Consider the following 14,825-nt stretch of genomic DNA (forward strand, 5'->3'; position numbering starts at 1 on the left):
CGCGACGAACGGTTCGATCGTCACACGGCGGTCTTTCATCGGGTTCGATAGCGGTCGATGGAGGCCACGACGGCCGCGAGCGCTCCTGCCGACAGGAGTACCCACGGATCCGACGACACGTAGAGGTTCGGCGTCGGGTGCCGAAGCCAGGTGACCGGATACAGCCACGCACCCGCCGCTCCGTCCGCATACACCTTCAGCGCATCGACGAACAGGTGCGAGAGACCCCCGGCGAGCAACACGCCGAACGCCCGCCGGTGTTCGTCGGCGACGACGACCGCTCCGACACCCGCCAGCAGGAGCGTTCCCCCGAGGGTGTGAATCGCGCCGATACGAAACGGCACGCCGAACGCGGCCTCGAGCGACGCGTCGGAGACGAACAGTCCGATCCGATTGAGATCGGGCAAGAGCGCGCCGATCGTTCCGACGGCGACCCACCGTTTCGTGAGCCAGTCGAGTTTCCAGCTCGCGACGGTAAAACAGACGTAGGCCACGAGAACGTGGGAGAGGAGTTCAGCCACGGAGTCTCACCCGTTCCGGCTCCCGTTCGGTCGCTGCTCAGGTTCTACGTCCGCCCCGATACGTTCCGTTTTCCCTGCGGTCCGCGGTTCGAACCCGAGCCGTCGACCGTCTAGCCGCCAGTGCCGGAAGAAGTACCCCACCGCAAGCAGGATTCCGAGGACGGACGTCCCGTGCTTGTACGTCGCGGCGTCCGGGCCCGGGTTGACCACGACTACCTCGTCGGCCGTCATCGAACGATCCGCCTCGAGTTCGCCGTAGACCTGTACGACCCCGCCCGGTTCGACGGCGGATGGATCGAGGGGCGTCGCTTTGCCCCGGATCGAATCGGTCCCGGGAGAGTCGACGGTGGTCCCCTTCGGGTCGGACCCGACGTCGACCTCGAGTTCCGCCACCACCTCGTCCGCGGAGTCGGTGACGTGAATTTCCATCGTCTCGTCCGGGTTGACGTCCTGTACCTCGCCGAACAGGAGCACCTGATCGTCGACGTGGCGATCGTACTCCGCGTCGAGTTGCTCCCCGGTCGGGTGCGGCCAGTTCTCCTCGTAGGTGGCTCCGTAGTGAACGCACAGCCCCACCACCCCGGCGAGCAGGACGACGGCGACGGTCGCTCTGACTGCGAGACGCATTCCGTTCGTCTACGTGCTCGCGGATTTCTCACTTGACCGTTCCGTTTTCCGTTTCCCCACTGCCCGCCGATCCGGGGTCGTCGGGCGACTGCTCGAGGAAACGGACCGCTGCGCCGGAACGTTTCCGGAGGACGGGCAGGACGGTGACGGGAACGAACTCGACTCGGCGCTCGAGGCCGTACCAGATCGACACGGCAGTCGCGCCGAGTCCGTTGACGATCGCGTCGATCGGGGAACCGACACGGGCCGGATGCGACAGCTGTGCGACCTCGAGTGCCCCGCCGAACCCAGCCACGACGAGCACCACGACCAGTCCCTCTCGCGGCTCCAACCCTCGATCGTCAACCAGTGTGTAACCGAGGGTGACAGCGAGCGTCGCGTACGCCAGCGCGTGCTGGTGGGTGGAGCGTGGGAGCCGCTCGAGTCCAGTCGCGTACAATCCGCTGGTGGTGACGGCCGGGTCGGGGAGCAACACTCCCGTTCCGGGCCAGGAGAACGCGGGCGGCGTCGTAACGAGGGACCAGTAACAGATCGCCGCGGCGACGACGCCGGTCGTCGTCCAACGCACGGATCGTGGGAAGAGCGGGAACCTGACCGCCACGTACGTCGTGGCTTCTCCTATCGAATTAGTAAAGAACGAACTGCGATCGTTCAGGCGGTGGTTTCCGTGCTATCCGGCCGGACTGCCTTCCCGGTGGGGACATGGTCCGTCGAAAGGAACCGGAGAACGTCGACGTCCGACACGGTGGTTCGATATACCGACGCCCCTTCGAAGACGGTCGCCCCGCTCACTGCTCACTCGACTGTCACGCTCTTCGCCAGGTTCCGTGGTTTGTCGATCGACCGTCCCATGAGATTGGCGACCCAGTAGGAGACGAGTTGCAACTGGACGTTCGCGACGACGGCCGCACCGACGTCGTCGGTCGCCGGAATCTCGAGCACGTAGTCGGCGTACCGCTCGGCTTCTGATCGTCCGTCGGTGACGACCACGACCGGCGCGTCGCGTGCCTCGACCTCCTTGATGTTCGAGATCGTCTTCCGTGCGGTCTCCCCGTCGCCGGTCACGACCGCGAACACGGGCGTTTCGTCCGTCACCAGCGCGAGCGGACCGTGTTTCAGTTCGCCGGCAGCGAATCCCTCCGCGTGTTCGTACGTGATCTCCTTGAACTTCAGCGCACCCTCGAGGGCGACCGGGTAAGCCAGCCCGCGGCCGATAAACAGGAAGGCGTCGGAGCCGACCAGTTCCTCCGCGACGGTCTTCGCGTCCGAGGTATCGAGCACCGTCTGTACCTGGTCGGGGACCGACCGGAGCGCCTCGATCGCGTCGTAAGAGAGGCCGCCGTTCAACTGCCCGGCCAGCAGGGTGAGCGCGATCTGCTGGCTGGCGAAGGTCTTCGTCGCCGCCACGCCGATCTCCGGGCCGGCACGGATATACAGCGTGTCGTCACAGACACGCGTCACGGAACTGCCGACGGTGTTAGTGACGGCGAGCGTCCGGGCCCCCGAGCGCTTCGCTTCCCGGAGCGCCCGCAGGGTATCCGCGGTCTCGCCGCTCTGGGTGACACCGACGACCAGCGTTTCCCCGTCGACCGGAACTCGATCGGCCGCGTACTCGCTCGCGACGTACGCGTTCGCGCGCATACCGCGCTCGCGACAGATCGTCGCCGCGTGCACGGCGGCGTGATACGAGGTCCCACAGGCGACGAACTGGATCGGGCCGTCGTGCTCGAGCCCGTCGAGGTCGTCGAGCGTGATCTCGCCCGCTAGCTCGTCGACCCGTCCGCGGAGACACTGGCGGAGCGCGGTCGGCTGCTCGTGGATCTCCTTGAGCATGTAGTGGTCGTAGCCACTCTTGCCGGTGTCTTCGGCGTCCCAGTCGACGGTTTCGACCGGCTTCTCGACGACCTCCCCGTCGGCGTCGGTGATCCGCCGCCCCGTCGCCGAGAGCCGGACGAACTCGCCGTCGTCGACGTAGATGACTCGATCCGTGTGATCGATAAACGCTGGCACGTCGCTCGCGAGGTAGTGGCCATCGTCGCCGACGCCGACGACCAGCGGCGACTCGTTTCGCGCGGCGAAGATCTCGTCCCCGCCGGCGACGACCGCCGCGATCGCGTAGCTTCCCTCGAGCCGGTCGATCGCCCGCCGAAAGGCCTGTTCGGGATCGTCGCCGGCCTCGAGGTGTGAAGCGATCAGGTGCGGCACGACTTCGGTATCCGTCTCGCTGTCGAAGGAGACACCCGCATCGGTCAGTTCGTCCCGCAGTTCCTGGTAGTTCTCGACGATCCCGTTGTGAACGACCGCGACGCGACCCTCGGTGTCGGTGTGGGGGTGAGCGTTCGCGTCCGACGGCGGGCCGTGCGTGCTCCAGCGGGTGTGGCCGATACCGGTCCGTTCCCCGCGAAGGGACTCCTCGGGAAGCGTCGACCGGAGTTCGGACAGCTCGCCCTCGGATTTGTGGACCGAAAGCGACGCGTTCGCGAGGGCGACCCCCGCCGAGTCGTACCCACGATACTCGAGCGTCGAGAGCCCGTTCAGCAGGACCTCGAGGGCGTCCGGCCCGTCGTCGACGCCGACGTAACCGACGATTCCACACATCGCTTACCGGACCTCCGTTTCCGAGTCGACCGAGCCCCGGACCGTCGCTCCGGCGTGGATCGTCGCCTCCGCGCCGACGATCGTTCCGGGGGCGTAGGTGACGCCCCCCTCGTCCCGGGTCCGATCGGCGATCAACGCTCCAAGGCGTTCGTCCCGGTGGACCGTCGAGTCGACGCGGACGTCACCCGGCCCGCCGACGACTGCCGATCCGGGACCGATCCGGACGCCGCGGCCGGTAACGCAGTCGATCGCGGTCGCGTTCGACCCGATTCGCGAGTCCGCGTCGACGACGCTGCGCCGGACCGTCGCGTTCGAGCCGACGGTCACGTTCTGTCCGAGACAGACGTTCGGCCCGACGACGGCACCGGCGTTGATCACGCAGTCCGGGCCGACGACCGCCGGTTCCACGATCGTCGCCGTTCCGTGAACGCGCGCCGACGACGCGACCGATCCGGTCACCGTTCCGGTCTCGAAGAGGGTCTCGGCGACCTCGAGCAGGTCCCAGGGGTAGGTCGCGTCGATCCAGATCCCCTCGCTCGCCGCCGCCCTGACCGTCCGGTCGTCGACCAGCGCCTCGAGGCCGTCGACCAGCGAGAACTCGCCGGCGGTGGGTTCGACGTCGGTCATCGCCTCGACGGCCTCGGCCTCGAGCGCGTAGACGCCCGCGTTGAGTCGGTACGTTCGGTCGTCGGTCGGGTTTTCGACGATCTCGGAGACCGTTCCATCGGCGTCGACGATGGCGCCGCCGTACTCCGCGAGGTCGTCGTGACCGATGACGCCGAGGGTCGCGACCGCGTCGGGGTCGGTCTCATGAGTCGAGATCACGTCGCCGACGATCTTCCGGTCGACCAGCTGGTCGCCGTTTACGACGAGCGTCCGCTCCTCGACCGTCGATGCCGCGACGGCGAGGGCGTGACCGCTGCCCAGCTGGTGTTCCTGTACGACGTACTCTATCGGCACGTCCCGGTAGGAGGGGCCGAAGTGGGACTGGACCGCCGACCGGCCGTAGCCGACGACGACTGTCAGTTCCTCGATTCCGGCCGCGACGAGCTCGTCGAAGACGTGCTCGAGGATCGGTTTGGTACCGGCGGGAAGCATGGGCTTCGGCCGGTGTCGCGTCAGCGGCCGGAGCCGTTTCCCCTCTCCCGCGGCCAGGACGATAGCGGATCGGACGGACATCGAACGCGTTTCTCGTGGCATCCAGTGTACGTCTTGTGGTATGTCTCCCGCTGGAACCCGTAAGGGTAGTGGCCGATCGGGACTGCCTCGACTCCCGAAGCCGGGATCAGCGACCCGGAACTCCGACGGAAACGCCGTCTCCGCTCTCGAGTCGGTCCCAGACGACGATCACCGACGGCAACACGAGAATGGAGGTCAGCCACGCGTAGAACACGCCGAGCGCGAGCAGGAGGCCGAACTCCATGATCAGGGGGATCAACGCGAGGTACAGCACTCCCAGCCCCGTGACGGTCGTCAGCATGCTCCCGGTGAGCGCGCCGCCGGTCCCGCGGACGGTCACGAGCAGCGATTCGTGCACGTCGCCCGTGTTCTCGTACTCGTCGACGAACCGGTGCATGAAGTGGACGGTGTAGTCGACACCCAGCCCGATCGAGACCGAGAGGATCGGCGCGTTGATCGGCGTTAGCGGCACGTCGAACAGCCGCATCGAGCCCGCAAGCAGGGCAACCGCCAGCAACACCGGAACCAGGTTCAAGACGCCGTAGATCGCCCGGCCCTCAAGCCACCAGTAGGAAAGCACGAGGAAGACCATCGTCAGGAGAAAGGCGACGACGAGGCTGTTGATCGATGATTCGGTCGTCTTCTCGATCACGGCCTCGAAGATGACCAGTTGCCCCGTCGCCGTCGCGTCGAGTTCCATCCCGTCGGCGACGCTCCTGGCGGCGGCGACGGCCTCGTCCTGGTCGGCGTCGACGTCGATCTGGACGTCGATCCGGGTCGCGCTCCGGTCCGTCGTCAGCCGATCGGCGGCGTCGTCCGCCCCGTCGGAGGCGAACAGCGCGTCGTAGACGGCGTCGACGTTACGATCCGGGATCCCGTCGCCGCGCGAGTCGTACCGCTCGACGGTCGCGGCGAACTCCGGATCCGTCGCGGCCTGGGAGTCGATGACGTCGAGGATGGTGTCGGCGTCGGCCTCCCGGCCGTCGGATTTGAACGCCTCGGGCGGGTTCCGGACCGCGCGGTCGACCTCCCTGAGCCCGCGATCGGACCTGAGATCGCTGTCGGCGACGTATATCGTCACCGAGCCGTCGAGGCTCCGATCGAAGTCCTCCTCGAGGTAGTTCAGCACCGTCATGAAGGTGTAGTCGCTGGGCTGGAGCGGGCCGGGAAGCGACTGATACTGTTCGATCCGGTCCTCGTCGGGGAAGAACGCCTCCTGATCGAACTCGGTGTCGACGCCGGTCCCGTACGCGGTGGCCCCCGCACCGAGTACGAGCATCGCGACGAGGAAGAGCACCGGAACCGCCCGGGCGATGTGAACGCCGACCGGCAGCACACGGCCCATCCACGAGTTCTCCTGCCCGAGCGGGGTGGAACCGAACTCCGGGAACCGCGTCCCCTCCCGGAGGCGGTCGAAGCCGACCTTTCCCGCAGGGAGGAACACACTGAAGATGAGGAACGTAAAGACCATCCCCGCGGACGCGACGATGGCGAAATCCCGCGTGATGTCGCTGACCAGGTTCGCCATAATGCTGAACACCGTCGTCAGGGTGACGATCAGCAGCGCCGTCGTCAACTGGTCGGTCGTGATCCCCATCGAGTCACCGATCGACGTTCCGGTGCCCCGCTCCTCCCGGTAGCGGTTGATGATGTGGATCCCGAAGTCGATCCCGACCGCGAGCAACAGCGGGAAGACGGTAATCAGGGAGTCCGAGAACGGGATGTTCGCGAACCCCATGAATCCGAACGTCCAGATCATCGTCATCACCAGCGCCGCCAGTCCCAGCGCGAGGTCGACCGGATCGCGGTACGCGACCAGCAGGAAAAACAGGATCAGGACGATCGCCGCCGGGAAGACGACGATGGCCGTATCCCCCAGCAACTGGACGGTCTCCTCCTCGATCACGGCGTCGCCGAAAATGACGACGTTGTCGTCCGTATCGAAGCCCTCGATCTCGTCGGCGATCTCCTGGGTCTCGAACTGCAGGTGGGCGTGATCGCTCGTCTCCGACATCGGCGGCGTGTCGTAGGTGATCGCTACCTGTGCGACGTCCGCGCGCGCCGATTCACGGGTGAAGTCGGTGCTTACCGGGATCCCCATCCGCTCGTCGGCTCGAGCGATCGCGTCCTCGAGTTGACGCGGGGATGCTCGCTCGATCGCCCGGTACTGCCGTTCGGCCGTCGTCGCCTCCGGATCGAGTTGCGTCGCAATCAGCGACGCCGGACTCGTCGTCGAGGCGACCCGCAGACCGTCCTCGTTCTCGACCCGATCCTGGAACTCGAGCATTCGCAACAGGTTCGGCTTCGAGAGGACGTTCCCGTCGTTCCGATCGGTGACGAACAGCTGGGCGGTGGTGCCGCCGGCGTCCCGACCGGAGCGGTCGAAGTTCTCCTGCATTTCATCGAACGCCTCCTGCGCCTCCGAATCCTCGGTAAACTGGTCGGTACCGGCCTGCTGTTCGCCGCCGCCGGCCACCGCCCCACTGAGGAAGACGGCCGTCACGAGCAGAAAGACGAGCACGACGGTCCAGGTCCGTTCGGTGATCAGAGGGTTGATGCGACGAGTGAACGGGTCCTTGCTCCCGCCGTCGGGGCTGGACTCGGAGCCGGCTTTGGAGGTACTATCGGAGAGGCCAGCGGCTCCACCGCTCCCGAAGTCGCGATTCCCGTCACGTTCTGCTGGCCCGGTGTTCGCGCCAGCATCGTCGGTTCCCCTCCCGAATCGCGAGCCGAGCCGTGAGACGAGCGCTCCGATCGCTTTCGTCGCGCTCGCGCTCGTGGTCGTGGTCGTGGTTTCCGTTCCGGGACCAGTCGTGGAACTCCCTTCCCGTTCGCCAGCCCCTTTCACGTCGCTGCTCGAGGAGCCTGCTTCCGCTCCCGCTTCCGACTCCGTCTTCCTCGCGTCTCGAGGCGGGTTCCCGTCGGCGTCGATCTCTCCATCTCCCTCGACGGCTGCCCACACGTCGTCCGAGCCGTTCGACTCCTCGCTCTCCGCTTCGTCACCCGGCGCGTCGAAATCACTCATCGGTGAACAGTCACGCTCGTCGCCACCAGAGCCCGATTCCGAGCCCCGCACCCGTAAGCAGCGCCATCACCGTCACGATCGAGCCGACTGTGGTTCCGCCGTCGTCGCCGTTGCCCTCGCCGACGTCGATCGGGTGCTGGTAGACGTCCGAGACCACCGTGTCGCCCCGTTCCGTGTCGTACTCGAAGTCGAGTTCGACCGGGTGCGTCTCGAGTGCCGCGTCCGCCGTGGCCGCGATCTCGAACCGAATCTCGGCGGACTCGCCGGGCTCGAGTTCGTTCACGAACGCGTCGCTGTTGGGCGCATCCAGGGGGCTGTCCGCGTAGAGCTTCGCGTCCACGTTCGACAGCGTCTCCGGCCGCTCGTTGGTGATCTCGAGCAAGACCTCGCTCGTCTCGCCCTGGCGGACGTCGGCCGCGACCGTCTCGATCGAGAACTCCTCGTACCTGTCGTCGATCACGACGCGTTCCGAAATCGGGCCGTCGGTGGCCGTCGTCCGGTCACCGCTGCCGTACTCGACCGTAAATTGGAGCTGGCGCGGTCCCGCGTCGGCCTGTCCGCTGACGTCCGTCGGGTAGCGGAATTCCGTGGATTCGCCCGGCTCGAGTTCGGGCAAGGCGTACCGGGTATCCTCGATGAACAGCGACTCGCTCTGGGGAGTGACGTCGAGAACCGCGTCATCGACGGTTCGTGGCCCCTCATTGGTGAGCGTCCCCGTCACTTCTCCGTCGTAGCCGACCGCGAGAGTACTCTCGAGGTCGTCGATGGCGAACGTCTGCTCTGCTGCCGGCGAAAGCGACGCCGTTACGCTGTTGGCCGCTCGTTCGATGCCGTTCTCGTCCTCGTAGGTAAAGTCGATCTCGAGGGGGCGCTCGCCGCCGCTGATGCTCTCGTCGATTGCCACGTCGACGGTCATCGTCGTCGATTCGTTCGGCTCGAGGTCGCCGATGATCTGTTCGGCGGGAGCTTCCGGTGTGCTACCGTCCAAAGTGATGCCGTTTCCGGACGTGATGCTCGTTCGTGTCTGGTTCGAAGTGACTGGTCCGGTATTTTCGATCTCTATCCTGGCTTCTCCGCTACCACCGGGTTCGACGTCGGTCATAAGATCAGTGACGGCGAGTTGCGGATCGCTCGGCACGACGACAGTCACTGTCTCCTTTTCGGTAGTCGAACGTCGATCGTAGGTCGAACCGCTCACCATATAGACGTAGGTGTAGTCAACTTCGACGGTAATCTCGTATTCACCGGGTTCGATGCCGTTCGGGACTTCGATCCGTTGTGTTGCCGGGACGGACTGTCCGTCGGGAATCGTCCCGAGTGAGGCTTCCCCGGATTTGGATTCGAACGGGCCGGAATCAGAAATTTCTAACGTGCCCGCACGGACGTTGAGAACTTGCTCTCCGAAACCGGCATCGAGACGCCCGTCGTTGCTCACGTCAAGCTCGAGCGTCTCCTGGGTTCCCGTTTCGAGCTGGTTATCCGTGAGGTGAACGTCGACATCGGGTTTTCCGATCTCGGTTCCGTCGACGGCCGCTCCGGCGAGCATCGGTACCGTCATTCCGAGGGCCAGTATAGCCGAGAAAACGATAGCCGTGCCTTTGAGTGTGGTTCTTCCGCTCATTTTTCGCCTTGGTCCGTCGTTTTCCACCCGGGTGCGCCAACCTTTGGTACAGAAACCTTTGGTACAGATCTACGGTACTGCTGAACTCTGGTTTCGCAAAACTGTTCTCGGTTCCGATAATCTCTCATTGATAGTTAACGAGGCTAATAGGAATATAACCTTTTTGATTGAATGTTCAGTCATGCAGCGGCCGATACGGACATACTCACCGACCTCGATCGGCGCTCTCTCACGTTTCGTAGCCACTGAAAGTCAATGCAGTCCGATCGAACGACCGGCGTGTGATCGACGTGTGAATCGTTTCGGTTGTTGCCATAGCTGGGTGTCAGTACGGAGTTCTCGACGGGAGGCCCTTACAGAAACTACCGATTGTGACTCACGTATTCTCTCCAATTACAAAGGAGAAATCCGCCGATCGTCGGTGAGACCGATAGTTACTATTCGGATAGATAGCACGCTCGAGTCCGCGCCATCGGTCGATTAATACGTCTTTGAGATAGTACCGCAATCGTAGTAATCGAACACAAAACTTATTACGCGATGCCAACATCTCTCTGATACCCCTACCCGGAGGTCGAGTAGGCGCTGCCGACGCAGTCGGACGGTGGTCGTTGACGTCGCCTCCGCTGATCGCGCGCTAACCAATGCAGACAATCGAAACATAATACAACACAACATGACAAGCGAGATTTCATATCGCGAAAAGGGACGTGCAGCGTTCCTGGCAGCGATGATGGTCCTCTCCGTTGTCGCCATGTCCGCAGCGTTTGCGGGCGCGGCGGCAGCGGTCAACCAGAACACGGAGGACACGTACGAATCCGGACCTACGTTCACTGACGCAGATGAGCTAGCGGACGAAGATCCGGTTTGGCTTGGCCAAGAGGTAACGATTGCAAACTTCGGTAGTGACGCCGAGATCCGTGCTGGCTTCCCTGACGAGGACGCTGAAGTCATTGCAAGCGTCTTCGAAGATGAAGGCTCGGTTAGCTTCGAAATCGATGAAGACTTCGAAGCTGATGAGCCGTACCACATCCGGAATCCGAACGCCGGTGGGAGCTATCAGGGCTCGGTAGAGGCAACGTTCCAGGTCCAGAGTGAGGACTTCGGTGCCGAGTTCAGTAGTGGGACCGTCATTCAGGACGGCGTTGAAACTCTCGAGTTCGAGTCCGACCGTGATGTGCAGACGGTGAACGTCACGTCGGAAGACCTCGACAGTGACGAACTTGTGGACGTCTTCAATGACAACGACGACGCATCTGGCGTCAATGACAAAGACTATCACGAAGATGAAGATGTCCTGACGTTCGAGCTGGATACTACCGAGCAGACGGACTACGACCTTGACTTCACCAACATCGACGCTGGTGACTACGACTTCAACTTCAGTGTCACTGACTCGTACGCGTCCGCTAACGCGTCCATTACGGTGACTGACGAAGACGTCGAACGTGACGTCAACGCTGAAAACGTCGATCGCGGTGAACTGTCGAACATCACCGTCGAACCCTACGAGACCGACTACAGTGCCATTAAGGTCGGTGAATACGAGGACGTCAGCTACGAGGCTGGCCTCATCGTCGTGGACAACTCCGACGACGGCTACGACGAGATCAACGTCACGATGAACACCCACACGGCCGGTGCTGGGCACGTCGATTCCGATGATGCGGACTTCGACGTGCTGAGCGAGGACGTGTTCGAGGCCCAGCAGGACGACGTTGAGATTCACTTCGCCTACCTCAACATCTCCGACACTGTCTTCTACAACGACGAGCTCGACAACACCCCCGCAACGAACGACCTCTTCAACGGTGTTGGTGACGACGACAACTACGAGACGCTCGATACGTTCAGTATCGAAGACGACGGCCTCAGCAATCCGCTTGCTAAGGGCGACTACGAAGTGACCACGGGCGGTCAGTGGACGCTCGATGACCAGGACCTGCCCGAAATCGACGATACCGACGACAGTGACTTCCTGGTGCTGTCGCCGCGGATGCCCGCGAGTGAAGTCGCCACGCACACTGCGCCTGGTGACGACAGCATGAGCAGCTTCGAGGACTTCAACGAGTCCACTATTACGTCGACGGAGACCGTTGCCGAAGGCGACCACCTCATCGTCACTATCGACGACTTCGGCACCTCTGGCCTGCTCGATCAGTTCAACGCCGGTGACAACATCGGCGAAACTCTCGCCAGTGAGGATATCTACTTCGAACTCGAGCAGGACGACGTGCCTGCAAACTCGCCTGACCAGGTCTGGAACAACAGCGCTCTCGTCGACTCGGACGTCGATGCAGATCCGCTTGACTTCAACTTCGTCAACGCTGACGAGTACGAAGGTGACCAGCTGATCCTCGAAGTCCCGATCGACGACCTCGAGAATGAGTTCAGCGGTAACGATTACGAGATCGGCGATAACTTCGACGGTGAGTGGGTTGACGCCGACGCTGACGAAGACTACACCTGGAACATCCAGATCACCGAGGACAACGCCTACGTCGAAGACTCCGACGAAGAAATCGACGTCGAAGGCGACCTCACGCTCGACGAGCGTGAACTGACCCTCGACGACGCGAACGAAGAACTCCCGAACGCTGAGGATACCGCCGTCACGGGCGACACGACGATCGCCCCCGGCTCGGAAGTCGAAGTCCGTGCCGCCTCCTCGGGTAACTTCGTCCTCGACAACGACACGCTCGTCGACGACGACCGTACCTTCCTGGGTACCTTCGACTTCAGCGACTACGAAGCCAACACCAGTGTCGACCTCGAAGCCTACGGCCCTGGTGATGAATCCGACGAACTCAGCGCTGAACTCGTCGACGCTGGTGAACCACTGATCCAGCTCGACACCTCCGCACCTGAGAAGACTCAGGTCGGTGAAGACGCCTCGCTTGAGGTGACCGTCGCGAACAACGGTGGCGCCGCCGACACGATCGACATCGGCGTCGTCATCGACGACGAGAACACCTACAGCGAAGACAACGTCACCCTCGAGCCTGACGAAGAGTGGAGCGAGAGCTTCGACTTCGACACCTCGGAAGCTGGTGACATCGAGTGGAGCGTCTCCGCTGGCGACGAGGAAGCCACCGGCACCCTGACCGTCTCCGAAGACAAGAAGGAGAACGGTGAGAACGGTGAGAACGGTGAGAACGGTGAGAACGGTGAGAACGGCGAGAACGGTGAGAACGGCGAGAACGGCGAGAACGGTGACAACGGCGAAGAAGACGGGACGCCCGGCTTCGGCGTCGCTGTCGCTGTCGTCGCGCTGCTCGCCGCCGCCATGCTCGCCCTGCGCCGCCAGAACTAACGCCGACTAACTACCGGCTCACGCCGGCCTGCAGTTTCCGCCGCATCCCGCTTTTTTCGACGCTACGTGACTGTTAGCTTCGGGCTTCTCACAGCCAGAGAGCCGTTCGTGAGCTCCGTCCGAATGGCTTCGATCGGAGCCGGCAGTTACCACTGATGCCACTGAAATCGATACGAACCGTCGTCTGTAGGCACTAAACACCACAGCCAGTCCATCGGGACGGCTCAGTGAGAACGTGGACAACGTTGAACCGTTGTACAGTCGGCCTTCGTCCGATCTGGGCTGGGCGGTACGGGATCCACCGTGCTAGAAAACTGACCAGACCGCTGGTAGTTCCGAGAAAGTGGAGAGATCCCCTACAGAATTGTGTCTTACGAACGCAACAGACGTGTCGAATCGGTAGGTTCGTCTCGGTCAGTCGTCCGCCGCAGCCGCTTCGACTTCACCCGCCGATTCCGCACGCTCGAGGTCTTCCAGATATTCGTCGGCGTCGAGCGCGGCCTTCGACCCCATCCCCGCAGCCGTGACAGCCTGCTGGTAGTGGTAGTCGACGACGTCGCCGGCGCCGAAGATGCCGGGCACGTCCGTTTCGGTCTGGCCGCCGCCCTCGCCGCCCTGTGTCTTCAGATACCCTTCGTCGTCCATCTTCACGCCGGTGTCCTCCAGATATTCGGTGTTGGGGGTGTGACCGATCGCGAGGAAGACGGCACCGACGTCGAACTCGAACTCGTTGGTCTCGGGGTCGTCGAGGCGGTCGGTGGGGTGACCCTTCTCGTTTTCGACGAGCGTCACGTGGTCGACCCCCTCTTCCTGGGAGCCGTGGACCTCGACGAGTTCGGTGTTTTTCATGATCTCGATCTCGCCGTCCTCGACCTTTTCGTGGACCCGGTCGACCCAGTGGTCCTCGGCGCGGAACTCCTCGCGGCGGTGGGCGATGTAGACGGTATCGGCGAACTTCGTGAGGAAGGTTGCTTCTTCCATCGCGGCGTCGCCGCCGCCGACGACGAGCATGTCTTCGCCGCGGAAGAACGCGCCGTCACAGGTCGCACACGTCGACAGACCGTAGCCCATCAGTTCGTCTTCGCCGGGGATTCCGAGCGTGCGGGCGCTCGCACCCGAGGCGGCGATCACGGCGTCGGCGGTGTAGACGTCCCCGTTCGTTAGTTCGACGCGGAACGGTCGGCTCGAGTCGTCACCGGAACGCGACGCGTTCTGGTTTGCAGTCGAACTTTGTTCGACACGCTCGACCGATTCGATGACGCCGTTTTTCAGGTCGGCGCCGAACTTCCGGGCCTGTTCTTTCATGTTGTTCACGAGTTCGGGGCCGCTGATCCCCTCGGGGAAGCCGGGGTAGTTCGCGACGTCGGTGGTCAGCGTGAGCTGGCCGCCGGGTTCGTCGCCTTCGATGACCAGCGGGTCGTTGTTCGCACGGCCGGCGTAGATCGCGGCGGTGAGGCCGGCGATTCCCGTGCCGGCGATGAGCAGCGGACGGTGTTCGACGATCTCGTCGCCGCCGTCGGTGACGAGTCCGAGCTTTTCGTCGAGTTCGCCCGTCTCGTCGAGGGCGCTCGTGTCGTCCCAGCCCCCGATCAGTTCGTCGTCGATGAAGACCTCGGGTGCGGTCTTGCGGCCATCTGCGCGTTCGACCATCTCCTCGAAGAGTTCCTCGTCGCCAGTGACGTTGTACTCCTCGTACTCGACGCCCTTGTTGTCGAAGAGGTCCTTCGCTTTCTCGCAGTAGGGACAGTCCTCCTTCGTATAGATCTCGACTCGAGGCTGGTCGCTCATTTGTCTGTCTTCGTGTACGGAAACGTGGCGTATACGAGTTGCGTTCCCTGCAGGGTCGTCGGGTGAGCGAGGGTCGCCCGGGATCGGCGAGAGGGCGTGTCCAGGGGTAGTCATCCAGTTTGTCGTCCCGTCCGCTGGCATCGTGTCGACGCG

Annotated in this window: 9 protein-coding genes; 1 reads left to right on the forward strand and 8 read right to left on the reverse strand. The window is 63.5% G+C overall.

The genetic code is table 11. The features are described 5' to 3' along the window. Positions 1-35: 35 nt before the first annotated feature. From CHINAEXTREME_RS10545 to CHINAEXTREME_RS10575, 7 genes are all read right to left on the reverse strand, one after another. Positions 36-521 carry a metal-dependent hydrolase gene (locus CHINAEXTREME_RS10545; protein WP_007143511.1) on the reverse strand — a complete coding sequence of 162 codons (486 nt, stop codon included), beginning with the start codon at positions 519-521 and terminating at the stop codon, positions 36-38. 6 nt (positions 522-527) lie between these two features. Then, positions 528-1,148: a hypothetical protein gene (locus CHINAEXTREME_RS10550; RefSeq protein ID WP_007143512.1), complete on the reverse strand. Its 621-nt coding sequence runs from the start codon at positions 1,146-1,148 to the stop codon at positions 528-530. Between the two features lie 28 nt (positions 1,149-1,176). Further along, positions 1,177-1,716, reverse strand: coding sequence for a VanZ family protein (locus CHINAEXTREME_RS10555; RefSeq protein WP_010546613.1), 540 nt, complete (start codon positions 1,714-1,716; stop codon positions 1,177-1,179). A gap of 227 nt (positions 1,717-1,943) precedes the next feature. Further along, positions 1,944-3,746: a glutamine--fructose-6-phosphate transaminase (isomerizing) gene (gene glmS, locus CHINAEXTREME_RS10560; RefSeq protein WP_007143514.1), complete on the reverse strand. Its 1,803-nt coding sequence runs from the start codon at positions 3,744-3,746 to the stop codon at positions 1,944-1,946. A 3-nt stretch (positions 3,747-3,749) separates the two neighbouring features. Further along, positions 3,750-4,925 (reverse strand): sugar phosphate nucleotidyltransferase, encoded by a 1,176-nt coding sequence (locus CHINAEXTREME_RS10565; protein ID WP_007143515.1) that lies wholly within the window; start codon positions 4,923-4,925, stop codon positions 3,750-3,752. A 106-nt stretch (positions 4,926-5,031) separates the two neighbouring features. After that, positions 5,032-7,950 (reverse strand): efflux RND transporter permease subunit, encoded by a 2,919-nt coding sequence (locus tag CHINAEXTREME_RS10570; RefSeq protein WP_007143516.1) that lies wholly within the window; start codon positions 7,948-7,950, stop codon positions 5,032-5,034. Between the two features lie 10 nt (positions 7,951-7,960). Further along, positions 7,961-9,508: a COG1361 S-layer family protein gene (locus CHINAEXTREME_RS10575; RefSeq protein ID WP_007143517.1), complete on the reverse strand. Its 1,548-nt coding sequence runs from the start codon at positions 9,506-9,508 to the stop codon at positions 7,961-7,963. Between the two features lie 739 nt (positions 9,509-10,247). Between CHINAEXTREME_RS10575 and CHINAEXTREME_RS10580 the strand changes: the two genes are divergently transcribed. Then, a complete protein-coding gene (locus CHINAEXTREME_RS10580; protein WP_076738722.1) occupies positions 10,248-12,884 on the forward strand; it encodes a BGTF surface domain-containing protein in 2,637 nt (878 codons plus the stop codon). A 414-nt stretch (positions 12,885-13,298) separates the two neighbouring features. Here the strand turns inward: CHINAEXTREME_RS10580 and grxC are convergent, their stop codons facing one another. Beyond that, the gene (gene grxC / locus CHINAEXTREME_RS10585; RefSeq protein WP_007143519.1) at positions 13,299-14,672 is read right to left on the reverse strand and encodes a glutaredoxin 3; all 1,374 of its coding nucleotides are present in this window, start codon (positions 14,670-14,672) and stop codon (positions 13,299-13,301) included. Positions 14,673-14,825 lie beyond the last annotated feature (153 nt).

Source organism: Halobiforma lacisalsi AJ5 (assembly GCF_000226975.2).
In the GTDB taxonomy this organism is placed as follows: Archaea; Halobacteriota; Halobacteria; order Halobacteriales; family Natrialbaceae; genus Natronobacterium; species Natronobacterium lacisalsi.